This window comes from Streptomyces sp. RK9 (assembly GCF_045070545.1).
In the GTDB taxonomy this organism is placed as follows: domain Bacteria; phylum Actinomycetota; class Actinomycetes; order Streptomycetales; family Streptomycetaceae; genus Streptomyces; species Streptomyces alboflavus.
Genome location: NZ_CP173703.1, coordinates 2,523,576 through 2,540,867, shown reverse-complemented (window position 1 = coordinate 2,540,867; position 17,292 = coordinate 2,523,576). Strand labels below are relative to the sequence as shown.

Annotated in this window: 16 protein-coding genes; 7 read left to right on the top strand and 9 right to left on the bottom strand. The window is 71.0% G+C overall.

Annotated elements, in window-relative coordinates:
* Positions 1-3: 3 nt before the first annotated feature.
* From AB6L24_RS10220 to AB6L24_RS10195, 6 genes are all read right to left on the bottom strand, one after another.
* Positions 4-1,266 (bottom strand): cysteine desulfurase, encoded by a 1,263-nt coding sequence (locus AB6L24_RS10220; protein ID WP_380852081.1) that lies wholly within the window; start codon positions 1,264-1,266, stop codon positions 4-6.
* Between the two features lie 2 nt (positions 1,267-1,268).
* Positions 1,269-2,033, bottom strand: coding sequence for a Fe-S cluster assembly ATPase SufC (sufC, locus tag AB6L24_RS10215; RefSeq protein ID WP_405654379.1), 765 nt, complete (start codon positions 2,031-2,033; stop codon positions 1,269-1,271).
* A gap of 6 nt (positions 2,034-2,039) precedes the next feature.
* Entirely contained in the window at positions 2,040-2,357 is a 318-nt protein-coding gene (locus AB6L24_RS10210; RefSeq protein ID WP_030687200.1) for a bifunctional 3-phenylpropionate/cinnamic acid dioxygenase ferredoxin subunit, read from the bottom strand.
* Entirely contained in the window at positions 2,357-3,538 is a 1,182-nt protein-coding gene (sufD, locus tag AB6L24_RS10205; protein WP_405654377.1) for a Fe-S cluster assembly protein SufD, read from the bottom strand. Before sufD ends, AB6L24_RS10210 begins: the two co-directional genes overlap by 1 nt.
* Positions 3,539-3,608: 70 nt before the next feature.
* Entirely contained in the window at positions 3,609-5,033 is a 1,425-nt protein-coding gene (gene sufB, locus AB6L24_RS10200; RefSeq protein WP_405654375.1) for a Fe-S cluster assembly protein SufB, read from the bottom strand.
* Positions 5,030-5,773 carry a metalloregulator ArsR/SmtB family transcription factor gene (locus AB6L24_RS10195; protein WP_030358823.1) on the bottom strand — a complete coding sequence of 248 codons (744 nt, stop codon included), beginning with the start codon at positions 5,771-5,773 and terminating at the stop codon, positions 5,030-5,032. The genes sufB and AB6L24_RS10195 overlap by 4 nt, the downstream gene beginning before the upstream one ends.
* A 160-nt stretch (positions 5,774-5,933) precedes the next feature.
* On the opposite strand from AB6L24_RS10195, the gene AB6L24_RS10190 reads away from it, so the two are divergent.
* From AB6L24_RS10190 to AB6L24_RS10175, 4 genes are all read left to right on the top strand, one after another.
* A complete protein-coding gene (locus AB6L24_RS10190; RefSeq protein ID WP_405654372.1) occupies positions 5,934-6,737 on the top strand; it encodes an aminoglycoside N(3)-acetyltransferase in 804 nt (267 codons plus the stop codon).
* Between the two features lie 133 nt (positions 6,738-6,870).
* Positions 6,871-7,797: an ABC transporter ATP-binding protein gene (locus AB6L24_RS10185; protein WP_380851331.1), complete on the top strand. Its 927-nt coding sequence runs from the start codon at positions 6,871-6,873 to the stop codon at positions 7,795-7,797.
* Positions 7,794-8,564 carry an ABC transporter permease gene (locus AB6L24_RS10180; protein WP_405654370.1) on the top strand — a complete coding sequence of 257 codons (771 nt, stop codon included), beginning with the start codon at positions 7,794-7,796 and terminating at the stop codon, positions 8,562-8,564. Before AB6L24_RS10185 ends, AB6L24_RS10180 begins: the two co-directional genes overlap by 4 nt.
* A gap of 134 nt (positions 8,565-8,698) precedes the next feature.
* A complete protein-coding gene (locus AB6L24_RS10175; RefSeq protein WP_405654367.1) occupies positions 8,699-9,721 on the top strand; it encodes a COX15/CtaA family protein in 1,023 nt (340 codons plus the stop codon).
* Between the two features lie 59 nt (positions 9,722-9,780).
* Here AB6L24_RS10175 and AB6L24_RS10170 read toward each other — a convergent pair whose 3' ends face one another.
* Both AB6L24_RS10170 and AB6L24_RS10165 read right to left on the bottom strand, forming a co-directional pair.
* Positions 9,781-10,869 carry an amidohydrolase family protein gene (locus tag AB6L24_RS10170; protein ID WP_380851340.1) on the bottom strand — a complete coding sequence of 363 codons (1,089 nt, stop codon included), beginning with the start codon at positions 10,867-10,869 and terminating at the stop codon, positions 9,781-9,783.
* A 100-nt stretch (positions 10,870-10,969) separates the two neighbouring features.
* A complete protein-coding gene (locus tag AB6L24_RS10165; RefSeq protein WP_405654365.1) occupies positions 10,970-11,359 on the bottom strand; it encodes a hypothetical protein in 390 nt (129 codons plus the stop codon).
* A gap of 125 nt (positions 11,360-11,484) precedes the next feature.
* Here AB6L24_RS10165 and AB6L24_RS10160 point away from each other — a divergent pair, with 125 nt between their 5' ends.
* Positions 11,485-12,627 carry an AMP-binding protein gene (locus AB6L24_RS10160; protein WP_405654363.1) on the top strand — a complete coding sequence of 381 codons (1,143 nt, stop codon included), beginning with the start codon at positions 11,485-11,487 and terminating at the stop codon, positions 12,625-12,627.
* Between the two features lie 57 nt (positions 12,628-12,684).
* On the opposite strand, the gene AB6L24_RS10155 is transcribed toward AB6L24_RS10160, so the two are convergent.
* Positions 12,685-13,638 (bottom strand): heme o synthase, encoded by a 954-nt coding sequence (locus AB6L24_RS10155; RefSeq protein ID WP_405654361.1) that lies wholly within the window; start codon positions 13,636-13,638, stop codon positions 12,685-12,687.
* 391 nt (positions 13,639-14,029) lie between these two features.
* Here AB6L24_RS10155 and tkt point away from each other — a divergent pair, with 391 nt between their 5' ends.
* Together tkt and tal are read left to right on the top strand one after the other, a co-directional pair.
* On the top strand, positions 14,030-16,138 hold the full coding sequence (gene tkt / locus AB6L24_RS10150) for a transketolase (RefSeq protein WP_405654359.1): 2,109 nt from the start codon (positions 14,030-14,032) through the stop codon (positions 16,136-16,138).
* Positions 16,139-16,172: 34 nt separating this feature from the next.
* A complete protein-coding gene (tal, locus tag AB6L24_RS10145; RefSeq protein WP_405654356.1) occupies positions 16,173-17,291 on the top strand; it encodes a transaldolase in 1,119 nt (372 codons plus the stop codon).
* The last annotated feature ends 1 nt before the right edge of the window (position 17,292 follow it).

The following is a 17,292-nucleotide window of genomic DNA, read 5'->3' as shown; positions in this document are numbered from 1 at the left end:
CCCTCAGCCGAAGAAGTTCCGTACGTGCTCCAGGCCCTCGACGAGCGTGTCGATCTCGCCGGGCGTGGAGTACAGATAGAACGACGCTCGCGTGGTCGCGGGAATTCCGTACCGCAGGCAGACCGGCCGGGCGCAGTGGTGGCCGACCCGGACCGCGATGCCCTGCTCGTCGAGGACCTGGCCCACGTCGTGCGGGTGGATGTCGCCGAGCGTGAAGGAGATCGCGGCGCCGCGCTCCTCGGCCGTGGACGGGCCGATGATCCTGAGGTCGGGGACCTCCAGGAGCCGCTTGACCGCGTACTCGGTGATCGCGTGCTCGTGCTGGGCGATCTTGTCCATGCCGATCGAGGTGAGGTAGTCCACCGCCGCGCCGAGGCCCACGGCCTGCGCGACCGGCGGGGTGCCCGCCTCGAACTTGTGCGGCGCGGGGGCGTACGTCGACGAGTGCATCGAGACCGTCTCGATCATCTCGCCGCCGCCCAGGAACGGCGGCAGGTCCTCCAGGAGCTCCTGGCGGCCCCACAGCACGCCGATGCCCGTCGGGCCGCACATCTTGTGGCCGGTGAAGGCCACGAAGTCGGCCTGCAGGGCCTGCACGTCGAGCGGCATGTGCGGCGCGGCCTGGGAGGCGTCGATCAGGACCAGGGCCCCGACCTCCTGGGCGCGGCGCACGATCGCCTCGACCGGGTTGACCGTGCCCAGGATGTTGGACACGAGCACGAAGGAGACGATCTTCGTCTTCTCGGTGATGACCTCGTCGATGTTCGACAGGTCGAGCCTGCCGTCGTCGGTGAGGCCGAACCACTTCAGCTTCGCGCCCGTGCGCTGCGAGAGCAGCTGCCACGGCACGATGTTGGAGTGGTGCTCCATCTCCGTGATGACGATCTCGGTCTCGTGGTCCACGCGGTAGGGCTCGTCGGCCCAGCCGAGCATGTTGGCCACGAGGTTCAGCGACTCCGAGGCGTTCTTGGTGAAGATCACCTCGTCGCGGCTCGGCGCGTTGATGAACGCGGCGACCTTGTCACGCGCGCCCTCGTACAGCGCGGTGGCCTCCTCGGCGAGGACGTGCACGCCGCGGTGGACGTTGGCGTTGTGCTGCTCGTAGTACTCGCTGAGCACGTCGATGACCTGGCGCGGCGTCTGCGAGGTCGCCGCGTTGTCCAGGTACACGAGCTTCTTGCCGTCGTGGAGCGCGCGCTCCAGGATCGGGAAGTCCTTGCGGAGCGCCTCGGTGTCGAGGAGGCCGGGGAGCCCCTGGCGGGCCACAGTCACGCGGATGCGCCACCCTTCACGTAGGCCTCGTAGCCCTCGTTCTCCAGCTTGTCGGCGAGCTCGGCGCCGCCGGACTCGGCGATGCGGCCGCCCGCGAAGACGTGCACGAAGTCGGGCTTGATGTAGCGCAGGATGCGCGTGTAGTGCGTGATCAGCAGGGTGCCGACCTCGCCCGTGGCACGGACGCGGTTGACGCCTTCGGAGACCACGCGCAGGGCGTCGACGTCCAGGCCGGAGTCGGTCTCGTCGAGGATCGCGATCTTCGGCTTGAGGAGCTCCATCTGCAGGATCTCGTGGCGCTTCTTCTCACCGCCGGAGAAGCCCTCGTTGACGTTGCGCTCGGCGAAGGAGGGGTCCATCTGGAGGCCGGCCATGGCCTCCTTGACCTCCTTCACCCAGGTGCGCAGCTTGGGGGCCTCGCCGCGGATCGCCGTCGCCGACGTGCGCAGGAAGTTGGAGACGGAGACGCCGGGGACCTCGACCGGGTACTGCATGGCGAGGAACATGCCCGCGCGGGCACGCTCGTCGACCTCCATCTCGAGGACGTCCTCGCCGTCGAGGGTGACGGTGCCCTGCGTGATCGTGTACTTGGGGTGGCCCGCGATGGAGTAGGCGAGGGTCGACTTGCCGGAGCCGTTGGGGCCCATGATGGCGTGCGTCTCGCCCTGCTTCACGGTCAGGTCGACACCCTTGAGGATTTCCTTGGTGCCGTTCTCGACCTCGACGGTCACGTGCAGGTCGCGGATTTCAAGCGTTGCCATGGTGCCTCAGGACTCCTGGGAGAGGGAGACGAGCACATCGTCCCCTTCGATCTTTACGGGGTATACGGGGACGGGGCGCGTCGCGGGAAGGCCGGACGGCTTGCCGGTGCGGAGGTCGAACGCGGAGCCGTGCAGCCAGCACTCGATCTGACAGTCCTCCACCTCGCCCTCGGAGAGCGAGACGTTCGCGTGCGAGCAGATGTCGTGGATCGCGAACACCTCGCCCTCGGTGTGGACGACCGAGACCGGCGTGCCGTCGAGTTCCACCCGCTTCGGGGTGTCCTCCTCCAGCTCGCTCAGGCCACAGGCGCGTACGAAAGTCATCAGACGGACGCCTCCAGCTCCTCGTCGATCTTCACGAGGAGGCGCTCTTCGATGTCGGCGACGGCGATCTGCTGGACCAGCTCGGCGAAGAAGCCGCGGACCACCAGACGGCGGGCCTCGTCGGCCGGGATGCCGCGGGCCATCAGGTAGAAGAGCTGCTCGTCGTCGAAGCGGCCGGTGGCGGAGGCGTGACCGGCGCCGACGATCTCGCCGGTCTCGATCTCCAGGTTCGGTACGGAGTCCACGCGGGCGCCGTCCGTGAGGACGAGGTTGCGGTTCATCTCGTAGGTGTCCGTGCCCTCGGCCTTGGCCTCGATGAGGACGTCGCCGATCCACACCGCGTGCGCCTGCTCGCCCTGGAGCGCGCCCTTGTAGACGACGTTGGACTTGCAGTGCGGGACGTTGTGGTCGACGAGGAGGCGGTGCTCCTGGTGCTGGCCGGCGTCCGTGAAGTACAGGCCGAACAGCTCGGCCTCGCCGCCGGTGCCCGCGTAGGTCACGCGCGGGTGCAGGCGCACGACGTCGCCGCCGAAGGTGACCACGAACGACTTGAAGGTCGCGTCCCGGCCGATCAGCGCGTTGTGCTGGCCGACGTGGACGGCCTTGTCGTCCCAGTCCTGGACGGAGACGACGGTCAGCTTGGCGCCGTCGCCGAGGACGTAGTCGACGTTGGCCGCGAGGACCGCGTCGCCGGTGTGGTCGATGACCACGACGGCCTCGGCGAAGGCGCCGAGCTCGATGACCTGGTGGCCGTAGGCGACGCCGCCCTCGCCGTGCACGGCGATGCGGATCGGCTCGGTGAGCACCGTCTCCTTGGGGACGGTGACGACGCCGGCCTTCTCGAAGGCGGAGTAGGCCTGGGCGGCCACGCGGTCCACGGGGGTGCCCGCCTTGCCGAGTCGCGCGTCGTCACGGCCGACGGTCTCGACGACGACGCCCTCGGGGGCCTCGATGTCGATCCGCACGCCGTCACCGGTGGCGGCCGCGGTGCCGTCGTGCAGCCCGCGAAGGCGCTCCAGCGGCGTGAACCGCCACTCCTCCTCGCGGCCGTGGGGGACGGGGAAGTCCGCCACGTCGAAGGACGGGGGCGCGCTCATGCGCGTGGCGACGGTCGACTCGGCGGCCACCGCGATCTGGCCCGCGGTGGTGGAGCCCACGGGGATGTTCTGAGCCTCAGCCATGGCTGTCGGTCTGCTCTCTTCCTACGTCACTACGTCAAGAAATCTGGCGACTGCTGAAAGGGGGCGGTGGTTAACCGACCGCTCCTTCCATCTGCAGCTCGATCAGCCGGTTCAGCTCCAGGGCGTACTCCATGGGCAGCTCCTTCGCGATGGGCTCGACGAAGCCGCGCACGATCATCGCCATCGCCTCGAACTCGGTGAGGCCGCGGCTCATCAGGTAGAAGAGCTGGTCCTCGGAGACCTTGGAGACGGTCGCCTCGTGGCCCATGGAGACGTCGTCCTCGCGGACGTCCACGTACGGGTACGTGTCGGAGCGGGAGATGGTGTCCACGAGCAGCGCGTCGCACAGCACGTTGGACTTCGATCCGGCCGCGCCCTCGCCGATCTCGACCAGGCCGCGGTAGGACGTACGACCGCCGCCGCGCGCCACGGACTTCGACACGATGTTGGACGACGTGTTCGGCGCCATGTGGACCATCTTGGAGCCGGCGTCCTGGTGCTGGCCCTCGCCGGCGAAGGCGATGGAGAGGGTCTCGCCCTTGGCGTGCTCACCCATCAGGTAGACGGCGGGGTACTTCATCGTCACCTTGGAGCCGATGTTGCCGTCGATCCACTCCATGGTCGCGCCCTCGTACGCCACGGCACGCTTGGTGACCAGGTTGTAGACGTTGTTCGACCAGTTCTGGATGGTCGTGTAGCGGCAGCGGGCGCCCTTCTTGACGATGATCTCGACGACCGCGGAGTGCAGGGAGTCCGACTTGTAGATCGGCGCCGTGCAGCCCTCGACGTAGTGGACGTAGGCGTCCTCGTCGACGATGATCAGCGTCCGCTCGAACTGGCCCATGTTCTCCGTGTTGATGCGGAAGTAGGCCTGGAGCGGGATCTCGACGTGCACGCCCTTCGGCACGTAGATGAAGGAGCCGCCGGACCACACGGCCGTGTTCAGCGACGCGAACTTGTTGTCGCCGACCGGGATGACCGTGCCGAAGTACTCCTTGAAGAGCTCGGGGTGCTCCTTCAGGGCCGTGTCGGTGTCCAGGAAGATGACGCCCTGCTCCTCCAGGTCCTCGCGGATCTGGTGGTAGACGACCTCGGACTCGTACTGGGCGGCGACACCGGCGACGAGGCGCTGCTTCTCCGCCTCGGGGATGCCGAGCTTGTCGTACGTGTTCTTGATGTCCTCGGGCAGGTCCTCCCAGGACTCCGCCTGCTTCTCCGTGGAGCGCACGAAGTACTTGATGTTGTCGAAGTCGATGCCGGAGAGGTCGGAGCCCCAGTTCGGCATGGGCTTCTTCTCGAACAGGCGCAGGCCCTTGAGACGGAGCTTGGTCATCCACTCCGGCTCGTTCTTCTTCGCGGAGATGTCGCGGACGACATCCTCGTCGATGCCCCGCTTGGCAGAGGCACCGGCCACGTCGGAGTCGGCCCAGCCGTATTCGTAGTTGCCCAGACCCTCGAGCTCGGGGTGGGCAGTCTCCTCGATGGGGAGCGTCATGCGGGGTTCCTCCCGGCGGTGCTTGCAGATGCGTTATCAGTGGTCTGGGGGGTCGCCTTGGGGATGTACGTCGTGCAGACGCCGTCCCCGTGGGCGATGGTGGCCAGGCGCTGGACGTGGGTCCCGAGCAGGGCGGAGAAGATTTCCGTCTCCGCCTCGCACAGCTGCGGATACTGCTCGGCGACGTGGGCGACCGGACAGTGGTGCTGGCAGAGCTGCTCCCCCACCGGCGCACTGCGCGCCGTAGCAGCGTACCCGTCGGCGGTCAATGCCTTCGCCAGCGCGTCGGTCCTGCGCTCGGGGGGTGCCGCGTCCATCGCCGCGCGGTAGGCCTTGGCCTGCTCGGCGATGCGGGCGCGGGCGAATTCCACGACCGCCGTCTCGCCGTGCGTCTCGGAGATCCAGCGCAGGGCGTCGGCGGCCAGCTTGTCGTAGGACTGGTCGAAGGCGTCACGGCCGCAGTCGGTCAGGGCGAAGACCTTGGCCGGGCGGCCTCGCGTACGGGCGCCGTAGACCCGCTTCTCGCGGCCCTCGACCACGTTCTCCTGGACGAGGGAGTCGAGGTGGCGGCGGACGGCGGCCTGGGTCAGGCCGAGGCGTCCTGCGAGGTCGGCGACGGTGGACGGGCCGTGGTCCAGGATGGAGCGCGCGACGCGGTTGCGGGTCGACCGCTCACCGGTCGCGAGCTCTTCCTGAGGGGCCCCCGTGGGGGTCTCCCGAGCCTCGCCAACGTTTTTCACAACGCCATTGTTGCGTAATTCCTCAGAGCCTGACAACCCGCGTCCGGATCACTGTTCGGTGCGCTACGTCACTTAGGTATACCTAAGCTGACCTGCGGAAACGATCACTGATCGATCAAATCGGTGGCGCGATCCGGACCCGCCCGGAAGACTCGCAGACATGCCCACACCCCCTCCCACCGGCCCTTTGTGCACCCGCGATTCGATCGCGGACGAACTGCGGGCGCTCGGCGTCGGCCACGGCGAGACGCTGCTCGTGCACACCTCGCTCAGCTCGCTCGGCTGGGTCAGCGGCGGCGCCGAGGCCGTCGTCCTCGCACTGTTCGACTGTCTGGGTGACGAGGGGACGCTCGTGGTGCCCTCGCAGTCCAGCGACAACTCGGATCCGGCCGAGTGGGAGAACCCTCCCGTCCCCGCGTCCTGGTGGCCCGCCATCCGGGCCACCATGCCCGCCTACGACCCCCGCACCGCCCGCACCCGAGGCGTCGGCGTCGTCCCCGAGACCGTGCGCACCTGGCCCGGCGCCGTCCGCAGCGCCCACCCGCAGACCTCCTTCGCCGCCGTCGGCCCCCGCGCCGCCGCCCTGACCGACGGCCACGCCCTCGACTGCCGCCTCGGCGAGCGCAGCCCGCTGGCCGCCCTTGAGCGGGCCGGGGCGCGGGTGCTGCTCCTGGGCGCGGGCTTCGACGCCTGCACGGCCTTCCACCTGGCGGAGTACCGCCTTCCGGCGCCGCTCGTCGACAACTCCTTCGCCGTCATGACGGACGAGGGCCGCCGCTGGCTGACGGTGCGCGAGCCCTCGATCACCGACGACCGTTTCGACGAGCTCGGCGCGGCCTACGAACGCGAGCGGGCGGTGGCGCGGGGCCGGGTGGGGGCGGCCACGGCGCGGCTCTTCCCGCTGGCGGAGGCGGTGGCGTACGCGGAGGGGTGGCTGGCGGAGCACCGGCCGCGTACGGGCTGAGGGGTCGGTCCCGTACCGACGTACGGGTTGGGGCGCCGGTCCCGCACCGACCGAACCCGGCCCGCGGCCTCACCGCACGGGGGCCAAGGGCCCGCTGGCCACAGGACCCGCGACCCTCTCTAGACTTCCCGGCATGGGAACTGAGTCCGTCGTCCAGGCCGTGGGTCTGGTCAAGCGGTACGGAAAGAAGACCGCGGTGGACGGCCTCGACCTCGACGTCCGCGCGGGCGCCGTCACCGCCGTCCTCGGCCCGAACGGTGCCGGCAAGACCACCACCATCGAGACCTGCGAGGGCTACCGCAGGCCGGACGCCGGCGAGGTCCGCGTCCTCGGCCTCGACCCGGTGCGGCAGGCCGCCGCGCTGCGGCCCCGCATCGGCGTGATGCTCCAGTCCGGCGGCGTCTACTCCGGCGCCCGCGCCGACGAGATGCTGCGGCACGTCGCGAAGCTGCACGCGCACCCCCTCGACGTCGACGCCCTCATCGAACGCCTCGGCCTCGACTCCTGCGGCCGCACCACCTACCGGCGCCTCTCCGGCGGCCAGCAGCAGCGCCTCGCGCTCGCCATGGCCGTGGTCGGACGGCCCGAACTCGTCTTCCTCGACGAGCCGACCGCGGGCCTCGACCCGCAGGCGCGCCGCGCCACCTGGAGCCTGGTGCGCGACCTGCGCGCCGACGGCGTCTCGGTGATCCTCACCACCCACCACATGGACGAGGCCGAGGAACTCGCCGACGACGTCGCCGTCATCGACGCGGGCAAGGTCATCGCCCAGGGCAGCCCCGACGAGCTGTGCCGCGGCGGCGCCGAGAACACCCTGCGCTTCACCGGCCGCCCCGGACTCGACGTCGGCTCCCTCCTCAAGGCCCTGCCCCCGGACTCCGCCGCCGCCGAACTCACCCCCGGCGCCTACCGCGTCAGCGGCACCGTCGACCCCCAGCTGCTCGCCACCGTCACCTCCTGGTGCGCGCAGCACGGCGTCATGCCGGACCGGATCTCGGTCGAACGCCACACACTCGAAGACGTCTTCTTGGAACTCACGGGCAAGGAGCTGCGCGGATGAGCGCCGCCGGTACGTACGCGCCGCAGCCGGGCGCCGCCCCGCTCCCCCGCATGATCGCCGCGCAGGCCGCGCTCGAGACGAAGATGCTGCTGCGCAACGGCGAACAGCTGCTGCTCACCGTCGTCATCCCGACGCTCCTGCTCGTCCTGTTCAGCGCGGTCGACATCGTCGACACGGGCGACGGCAAGGCCGTCGACTTCCTGACCCCCGGTGTCCTCGCGCTCGCCGTGATGTCGACGGCCTTCACCGGGCAGGCCATCGCCACGGGCTTCGAGCGGCGCTACGGCGTCCTCAAGCGCCTCGCCGCCTCGCCGCTGCCGCGCTGGGGCCTGATGACGGCCAAGACCCTGTCGGTCCTGGTCACCGAGGTCCTCCAGATCGCGCTGCTCACGGCGATCGCCTTCGCGCTCGGCTGGTCGCCGCACGGCAACCCGTTCGCGGTGCTGCTGCTCCTGGTCCTCGGCACGGCCGCCTTCTCCGGGCTCGGCCTGCTCATGGCGGGAACGCTCAAGGCGGAGGCGACGCTCGCCGCCGCCAACCTGGTCTTCCTGCTCCTGCTCGTCGGCGGCGGCGTCATCGTGCCGCTCGACAAGTTCCCCGGCGCCGTCGAGTCGACGCTCGGCCTGCTGCCGATCTCGGCACTCTCGGACGGCCTGCGGGACGTGCTCCAGGACGGGGCCGCGATGCCGTGGGCGGACCTCGGGATCCTGGCGGTGTGGTCGGTGCTCGGGCTGGGCGCGGCGGCACGGTTCTTCCGCTGGGAGTAAGCGGATCCGCCCGCCGGGAGCAGGCGGACCGGCCGCCGGGAGCAGGCTGCGGGCGTCACCCCCTGGCGTAACCCACGCCACAGATGGGGCGGATACGTCCCCCTCGTGAAGGCGTGCACAAGCGGCCTTCTACGATGGGGCCCGTGCCAAACGTGACCCGAGCCGACGCCGCTCAATTCGTGCGCAATCCGCTCGCCTTCATCGCCGAGCGCTGGACCCCGACGCAGCGGACCGCGCAGCAGGCGGTGCTGATCTCGCTCGTGATGACCTGCGTCATCGTGGTCACCGGCGGCGCCGTCCGGCTCACGGGCTCCGGCCTCGGCTGCCCGACCTGGCCCAAGTGCACCGACGAGTCCCTCACCGCGACCAGCGAGATGGGCTTCCACGGGGTCATCGAGTTCGGCAACCGCATGCTGACGTACGTGCTCTGTGCCGCCGTCGGCTGGGCCATCATCGCCGTGCGCTCGCAGAAGCCCTGGCGGCGGAGCCTGACCCGCTACGGCTGGGCCCAGTTCTGGATCGTCATGGGCAACGCGGTGCTCGGCGGCATCGTCGTCCTCGTCGGCCTCAACCCGTACACCGTCGCGGCGCACTTCCTGCTCTCCACCGCCCTGATCGCGGTCGCCACGACGATGTGGCAGCGCACCCGGGAGGGCGACGCGGAGCCCCGCCCACTCGTCGGCAAGGCCGTCGCACAGCTGGTGTGGGTCCTGATCGGCGTCACCGTGCTGCTCATCGCCGTCGGCACGGTCGTGACCGGCGCGGGCCCGCACGCGGGCGACTCCAGCGACGTGCCCCGCATGAACGTCGGCGCGGTGGGCCTGGACTGGGAGGGCGTCACCAAGCTGCACGCCGTCCTGGCGTGGATCGTGGTGACGCTGACGTTCGCGCTGTGGTTCGTCCTGAAGGCGGTCGACGCGCCGCGCGGCCCGCTGAACCGCACGCGCGACCTGTTCCTGGTCCTGCTCGCGCAGGGGCTCGTGGGCTACGTCCAGTACTTCACCGACCTGCCCGAGGCCCTGGTGGCCGCGCACATGCTCGGCTCGTGCCTGGTGTGGATCGCGGCGCTGCGGGTGCTGCTGTCCCTGCGGGAGCGGCCGGCGCCCAAGGCGGACGTGCCGACGCAGGTGGACGACTCCCAGCTGTCCTCGGTCTGAGCCCGGCCCGCCGCCGGTCCTGCGCGGCACGGACCGGCCGCGCGCCCCTCGCCCCTAAGTCAGCCGTCCACCAGCCCGTAGACCCGCCGCGCGTTCCCCGCCGCGATCAGCCCCGCCACCCGCTGCGCGTCCGTCAGCGACCACGCGCCCTCCGCGACCCACGTCCCGAGCACCCGCCCCAGCGCCTCCCGGAACAGCTGGGCCCCCACCACGTGCAGCTCGGGCAGCCCCTGCGCGCCGCTGGAGAACAGCAGCTTGCCGAAGGGCGCGAGCTCCAGGATCTCGGCGAGCACGGCGGTCGCACGCGCCCCGGTCCGGACGAGCGCGGAGCCCAGGTCGGCGTACACGTGCGGGAAGACACCCGCCAGGTGGGCCGCCGCGCGGTGGTGCGGATAGCCGTGCAGGAGCACCAGGTCGGTGCCGAGCCCGGCGGTGGCGCGGGCGAAGTCGCCGAAGGAGCACTGCGGGTCGGCGGCGCCGGTGTGCAGTTGCAGGGGCAGGCCGGAGGCGACCGCGATCCACAGCAGATGCCGCAGCAGCACCGGGTCGGCCAGCTCGCCGCCCACCTGCCGCCCCGCCAGCCAGCGCCCGGCGGCCCCGCGCACCTCGCCGGGCCCCGGCGGCTCGCAGGCCAGGGCCTCGCCCGCGCGCACCCCGGCGACGGAGGTGAACGCGACGGCTCCGTGCGCCGCGCCGTGCACGGACTCGGCGAGGTTGGCGAGGAAGGAGTCGACGGTGCCCGAGGTGTCGGCGACCTGCTCGGCCAGTAATTCCAGGCGGACGATCTCGCGGGCCTGGGCGGCGCCGGTCGACGCCAGTTCGCCGGGCCCGGTCAGGTCGCCCGGCAGGCCGGTGTCGACGAGGTACGTCGTGATCCCGCTGCCGCGAAGCAGCCGCCGCCCGGCCTCCAGGACGCCGAGTTCACGGCGGCGCGCGAGATAGCGGGCGGGCGGGCAGTGCGGTTCGAGGCCGAGCAGCGGCGGACACCAGCGGCGCACGGCGAAGCCGGTCTGGGTGTCGAAGAAGGTGGTGCCGGGGGCGGGCGGGCCCTCGCCCCGGCCGAGGTGGGCCTCGAAGGTGCCGAGCCCCAGCTCCGTGCGCAGGACGCCGTGGCAGTGCTGGTCCACCAGGGACGGGGTTTCGATCATCCTGGCTCCAGACGTGGACCGTGTTCCTACGGTCCTAACGGGTGACCCCGGTGTCAGGTGTTGCTCGCCGTGTCACCCCGTGCCCGCCCCGCGCGTGTCGTCAGGCGCTCTTGGGGCCGCCGATCTGGATGCCCGCCATGCGCTTCCACTCGTACGGTCCGGTCGTCACCTTGGCCGCGAAGTCGCCGTCGAAGTCCTCGTGGACGGTGATCCCGGCCTTCTCGACGGCGCTCGTCGCGATGGCGTGGCTCGGCGCGACGAGGTCGCCCCAGCCGCCGTCCGCGCCGACGAGGACGATGCGCGCGCCCCGCTCGCCGATGTACGCGACCTGCCCCTCCGCGCCACCGTGCGCCCGCGCGAACACGCCGATCTCCTTGGCGAGCCGCGCGGCCCTGCGCTCGGCACGGGCGGCCTCCTTGGCGGCCTTCGCCGCCGCGCCGTCGCCGCTGCCCGGGGTGCCCTGCTCCGTCTCCTGCTCCGTGTCTGCCATGGCACAGGATGCTACCGACGGGTAGATCATTCGGCGACGCCCGGGCGGCGTGGTCTCGGCCACCCTCGCGCCGGGGGCGCGCACGCCCGTTCCGCCCGGTGCCGCCCCGTGGTAGGCCAGGGGGCATGACCGGACTGCTGATCGGTGAGGTCTTCCGGTCCGCCGCCCGCGCCGTTCCGCACCGTGTGGCCGCGCTGGTCGGCGACCGCGCGCTCACCTTCGCGGAGCTGGACGCGGCGGCGGACCGGACCGCCGTGTTCCTCACCGGCCACGGCGTGCGGCGGGGCGAGCGCGTGGTCTGCCCGGCGGGGGCGTCGCCGGAGACCCTGGCCGCGTTCGCGGGGGCCGCGCGGGCCGGGGCGGTGTTCGTGCCGGTCGCCCCGGACGCCGGGGAGGCACGCCTCGCGGAGGTCGTGCGCGCACTCGGGCCCCGCCTGCTCGTGACCGACGCGGCCGGTGCGGAGGGCGGGGCGCGGCCGGCGGCGGCTGCGGGGGTACGCCATGTCGTACTCCCGGACCTACGGCACGACGCGGACGCTGCCCCCGGGTCGCACCCGCGCCCCGGCGACGGGCCGCCACGGGAGGACGACCCCTGCGTGATCGTCGTCACCGGATCCGGCCGTCCCCGTGGGGTCGTCCTCTCGCACCGGGTGTGCGTGCTGCGCACCCACCCCGGCTGCCGACCGGAGCCGTGCACCGTGCTGGTCTGCGGATTCCCCCTGGGGCAGTGGTCCGCGTGGGCCGCCCTGCTGCGGCAGTGGCAGGCCCGGGGCACCGCGGTGCTCCTGGAGCGCCCGGACCCGGCGGCGATCTGCGCGGCCGTGCGGGGGCACCGGGCGGAGCGCCTGGTGTGCGCGCCCGAGACCTGGCAGGGCGTCCTGGACACGGCGCCGCACCACCTGGCCGCGCTGCGCTTCGCGGACGTCGAGACGAGCGGCCCGCCCGTCGCGCCCGGGCTCCTGGAGGACATCCGGACCGCGACCCCGCACGCCCGGGTGCGCGCCTTCCTCACCTCGCCCGAGGCGGGGGACCTGGCCGTCCTCGACCACGCCGACGTCCGCCTGCGGCCGGAGAGCTGCGGACTGCCCGCGCCGGGCGGCGAGGTGCGGGTGGCGGCGGGCGAGCTCTGGGTGCGGGGGCCGCTGCTGTTCGACGGGTACGTCGGCGGGCACGCGGACGGGCAGGACAGCGAGCGGGACGGCTGGTTCCGCACGGGACGGCCCGCGGCGGCCGACGACGACGGCCATCTGTACGTGAGCGAGAACTGAGCGGCCCCCCTCGCCGTCGGGGCGAAGGGGGCCGTACACGCGCAGAACCGCCGGGGGCTACCGCAGGAAGGGGTCCACCGCGACCGCCACGAACAGCAGCGAGACGTAGGTGATGGACCAGTGGAAGAGACGCATCTCCTTGAGCTTGCCGCCGGTGGCCTCGGCCTTGGCGCGGTTCTGCAGCCCGTGGGCCTCCCACAGCCACCAGCCGCCGGTGGCGAGGGCGACCGCGGTGTAGAACCAGCCGGTGTAGCCGAGCGGCTGGAGCAGCAGGGAGACGGCGACCATGACCCAGCTGTAGACGACGATCTGGCGCGCGACGACCTTGTTGGAGGCGATCACCGGGAGCATGGGGACGCCCACGCGCGCGTAGTCCTCCTTGACCCGCATGGACAGCGGCCAGTAGTGCGGCGGCGTCCAGAAGAACATGACGAGGAAGAGGACGATCGGCGCCCACGACATCGAGTTGGTGACGGACGACCAGCCGATGAGGACGGGCAGGCAGCCCGCGATGCCGCCCCAGACGATGTTCTGGGAGGTCCGGCGCTTCAGGATCATCGTGTAGACGACCACGTAGAAGAGCAGCGCCCCGAGCGACAGCCAGGCGGACAGCCAGTTGACGGCGAGTCCGAAGAGCAGCGTCGAGACGACGGCGAGCGTGATGCCGAAGACCAGGCACTCGCGGGGACTGACCATGCCGGTGACGAGCGGCCGCTGCGACGTGCGCTCCATGAGCGCGTCGATGTCGCGGTCGTACCACATGTTCAACGCGTTGGCGCCGCCCGCCGACAGGTAGCCGCCGAGGCAGGTGACGAACACCAGCGTCAGGTCGGGCACCCCCTGCTCGGCGAGGAACATCACCGGAACGGTGGTGATCAGCAGCAGCTCGATGATCCGCGGCTTGGTCAGCGCCACGAATGCCTTGACTCGGGCCCCGAACGGCCGGTTGCTCGGGTTCTGGCTCGTCCCGAGTACCCCCGCTGGACGGGATTCAACGGCCGTCACGCACACCCCTGACAGAGACTCCCAGCAAGCCCTGCGTCGGACGTTCGGACATGAAGATCCGGTAAAGGCTCGCGCGTACCACGCCACTGTAGACGTTGCCCATACCTCGCCCTTCGCGGGGGTGGGTTCGTGTTGAGGGGCCAGACGAGCGGAGTTCGTGGGCGGGTTCGCCCCGGTGTGGACGCCGGTGCGGCAAGCGGATGAGTCGACCAGATGAGCAGTGCCGCATTCACATGGTGAATGCGGCGGAGCCCTTTCGGGAGGCGGATCGGGACGTGTCCCGGCAGTCTGGAATGACTCGAAAAAATGCACGTTCTCGCAGCGGTAGGCTCGACAGCGGCCGGTGCGATCCATACGCCGCCGGCATTCGACATGTGGAGAGGAGCCCTGACTCAGGGTGAGCACCAAGCCGACCACCACAGACCTCGAGTGGACCGAACTGGACCAGCGGGCTGTCGACACCGTCCGCGTCCTGGCCATGGATTCCGTACAGAAGGTCGGCAACGGCCATCCGGGTACGGCCATGAGCCTCGCGCCCGCCGCGTACACCCTTTTCCAGAAGGTGATGCGGCACGATCCGGCGGACGCCGACTGGACCGGGCGCGACCGTTTCGTGCTGTCCGCGGGCCACTCGTCCCTCACGCTCTACATCCAGCTGTACCTGGCCGGTTTCGGCCTGGAGCTCGATGACCTGAAGGCCTTCCGCACCTGGGGCTCGAAGACCCCGGGCCACCCGGAGTACGGCCACACGGTGGGCGTGGAGACGACGACGGGCCCGCTCGGCCAGGGCGTCGCCAACGCCGTGGGCATGGCGATGGCCGCGCGGTACGAGCGTGGACTCTTCGACCCGGACACCGCGACGGGCGAGTCCCCCTTCGACCACTTCATCTACGCGATCGCCGGTGACGGCTGCCTCCAGGAGGGCATCTCCGCCGAGGCGTCCTCGATGGCCGGGCACCAGAAGCTCGGCAACCTGATCCTGCTGTGGGACGACAACCACATCTCGATCGAGGGCGACACCGAGACCGCGATCTCCGAGGACACCGAGAAGCGGTACGAGGCCTACGGCTGGCACGTCCAGCGCGTGGAGCCGAAGGAGAACGGCGACCTGGACCCGGCCGCGCTGTACGCGGCGATCCAGGAGGCCAAGGCGGTCACCGACAAGCCGTCGTTCATCGCGATGCGCTCGATCATCGCCTGGCCCGCCCCGAACGCCCAGAACACCGAGGCCGCGCACGGCTCGGCGCTCGGCGACGAGGAGGTCGCGGCCACCAAGCGCGTCCTCGGCTTCGACCCGGAGCAGTCCTTCGAGGTCTCCGACGAGGTCCTGGCGCACACCCGCCAGGCGCTCGACCGCGGCCAGGAGGCCAAGGCCACGTGGGAGAAGGGCTTCGCCGCCTGGCGCACCAAGGAGGCTGACCGCGCCGCCGAGTTCGACCGGATCGCCGCGGGCGAGCTGCCGTCGGGCTGGGAGGAGAAGCTCCCGGTCTTCGAGGCGGGCAAGGGCGTCGCGACGCGTGCCGCGTCCGGCAAGGTCCTGCAGGCGCTCGGCGCGGTGATCCCCGAGCTGTGGGGCGGCTCCGCCGACCTCGCGGGCTCGAACAACACCACGATCGACAAGACGTCGTCGTTCCTCCCCGCGGGCAACCCGCTGCCGGAGGCCGACCCGTACGGCCGCACGATCCACTTCGGCATCCGTGAGCACTCCATGGCCGCGGAGATGAACGGCATCGCGCTGCACGGCAACACCCGCATCTTCGGCGGCACCTTCCTGGTGTTCTCCGACTACATGCGCAACGCCGTGCGCCTGTCCGCGCTGATGCACCTGCCGGTGACGTACGTGTGGACGCACGACTCGATCGGTCTCGGCGAGGACGGCCCGACGCACCAGCCGGTGGAGCACCTGGCCACGCTGCGCGCGATCCCGGGCCTGAACGTCGTCCGTCCGGCCGACGCGAACGAGACGGCCGTCGCCTGGCGCGAGATCCTCAAGCGCTACACCAAGGTGTTCGGCAAGGGCGCCCCGCACGGTCTGGCGCTGACCCGCCAGGGTGTGCCGACGTACGACCGCGAGGTCACCGAGGGCGCGGTCAAGGGCGGCTACGTCCTGTTCGACGCCGAGGGCGCGGACGGCACGAAGGCCGAGCCCGAGGTCGTCCTCATCGGCACCGGCTCCGAGGTGCACCTCGCCGTCGAGGCGCGCGAGCAGCTGCAGGCGGCCGGCGTGCCGACGCGCGTCGTCTCGATGCCGTCGGTCGAGTGGTTCGAGGAGCAGGACCAGGGGTACCGGGACTCGGTGCTTCCGCCGTCGGTCAAGGCGCGCGTGGCGGTCGAGGCGGGCATCGGTCTGACCTGGCACCGGTTCGTCGGGGACGCGGGGCGCATCGTTTCGCTGGAGCACTTCGGGGCTTCGGCGGACGGCAAGGTCCTCTTCCGCGAGTTCGGGTTCACTGCCGAAGCCGTGGCCGCCGCGGCGCGGGAATCGATCGCGGCCGCTCAGCGCTGACGCCCACATACGACCAAGTAGGAGATGTAATTCCATGACAGACGCACTCAAGCGCCTCTCCGACGAAGGCGTCGCGATCTGGCTGGACGACCTGTCGCGCAAGCGGATCACGTCCGGCAACCTCGCCGAACTCCTCGACGAGCAGCACGTCGTGGGCGTCACGACGAACCCGTCGATCTTCCAGAAGGCGATCTCGTCGGGCGACGGCTACGAGCAGCAGCTCGCCGACCTCGCCGCCCGCAAGGTCACCGTGGAAGAGGCGATCCGCATGATCACGACGGCGGACGTCCGTGACGCCGCCGACATCCTGCGGCCGGTGTTCGACGCGACCGAGGGCCAGGACGGCCGGGTGTCGATCGAGGTCGACCCGCGGCTCGCCCACAACACGCAGGCCACGGTCGCCGAGGCCAAGCAGCTCGCCTGGCTGGTGGACCGGCCGAACACGCTCATCAAGATCCCGGCGACGAAGGCGGGCCTGCCCGCGATCACCGAGGTCATCGGCAAGGGCATCAGCGTGAACGTCACGCTGATCTTCTCGCTCGAGCGCTACCGCGAGGTCATGGACGCCTACCTCGCGGGCCTGGAGAAGGCGAAGGCCGCGGGCCTGGACCTGTCCAAGATCCACTCGGTGGCGTCGTTCTTCGTGTCCCGCGTGGACACCGAGATCGACAAGCGCATCGACGCCCTCGGCACCGACGAGGCCAAGGCCGCGCGCGGCAAGGCCGGTCTGGCCAACGCCCGCCTGGCGTACGAGGCGTACGAGGAGGTCTTCTCCTCCGACCGCTGGGTCGCCCTGGACAAGGCGCACGCCAACAAGCAGCGCCCGCTGTGGGCGTCGACGGGCGTGAAGGACAAGGCGTACAAGGACACGCTGTACGTCGACGACCTGGTCGCCCCGGGCACGGTGAACACCATGCCGGAGGCCACCCTCGAGGCCACCGCCGACCACGGCCAGATCACCGGCAACACGATCGCCGGGACCTACGAGCAGTCGCGCGCCGAGATCGAGGCCGTCGAGAAGCTCGGGATCTCCTACGACGACGTGGTGCAGCTCCTCGAGGACGAGGGCGTCGAGAAGTTCGAGGCGTCCTGGAACGACCTGCTCAAGTCGACCGAGGCGGAGCTCAAGCGCCTCGCACCTTCGGAGGGCTAAG

Bases quoted from the DNA above. Each gene is read 5' to 3' on its own strand.
- AB6L24_RS10190 (WP_405654372.1), top strand. From the start codon at position 5,934: ATGCCCACACCCCCTCCCACCGGCCCTTTGTGCACCCGCGATTCGATC.
- AB6L24_RS10165 (WP_405654365.1), bottom strand. From the start codon at position 11,359: ATGGCAGACACGGAGCAGGAGACGGAGCAGGGCACCCCGGGCAGCGGC.
- sufB (WP_405654375.1), bottom strand. From the start codon at position 5,033: ATGACGCTCCCCATCGAGGAGACTGCCCACCCCGAGCTCGAGGGTCTG.
- AB6L24_RS10185 (WP_380851331.1), top strand. From the start codon at position 6,871: ATGGGAACTGAGTCCGTCGTCCAGGCCGTGGGTCTGGTCAAGCGGTAC.
- AB6L24_RS10160 (WP_405654363.1), top strand. From the start codon at position 11,485: ATGACCGGACTGCTGATCGGTGAGGTCTTCCGGTCCGCCGCCCGCGCC.
- sufD (WP_405654377.1), bottom strand. From the start codon at position 3,538: ATGGCTGAGGCTCAGAACATCCCCGTGGGCTCCACCACCGCGGGCCAG.
- tal (WP_405654356.1), top strand. From the start codon at position 16,173: ATGACAGACGCACTCAAGCGCCTCTCCGACGAAGGCGTCGCGATCTGG.
- AB6L24_RS10175 (WP_405654367.1), top strand. From the start codon at position 8,699: ATGGGGCCCGTGCCAAACGTGACCCGAGCCGACGCCGCTCAATTCGTG.
- AB6L24_RS10180 (WP_405654370.1), top strand. From the start codon at position 7,794: ATGAGCGCCGCCGGTACGTACGCGCCGCAGCCGGGCGCCGCCCCGCTC.
- AB6L24_RS10210 (WP_030687200.1), bottom strand. From the start codon at position 2,357: ATGACTTTCGTACGCGCCTGTGGCCTGAGCGAGCTGGAGGAGGACACC.
- AB6L24_RS10170 (WP_380851340.1), bottom strand. From the start codon at position 10,869: ATGATCGAAACCCCGTCCCTGGTGGACCAGCACTGCCACGGCGTCCTG.
- sufC (WP_405654379.1), bottom strand. From the start codon at position 2,033: ATGGCAACGCTTGAAATCCGCGACCTGCACGTGACCGTCGAGGTCGAG.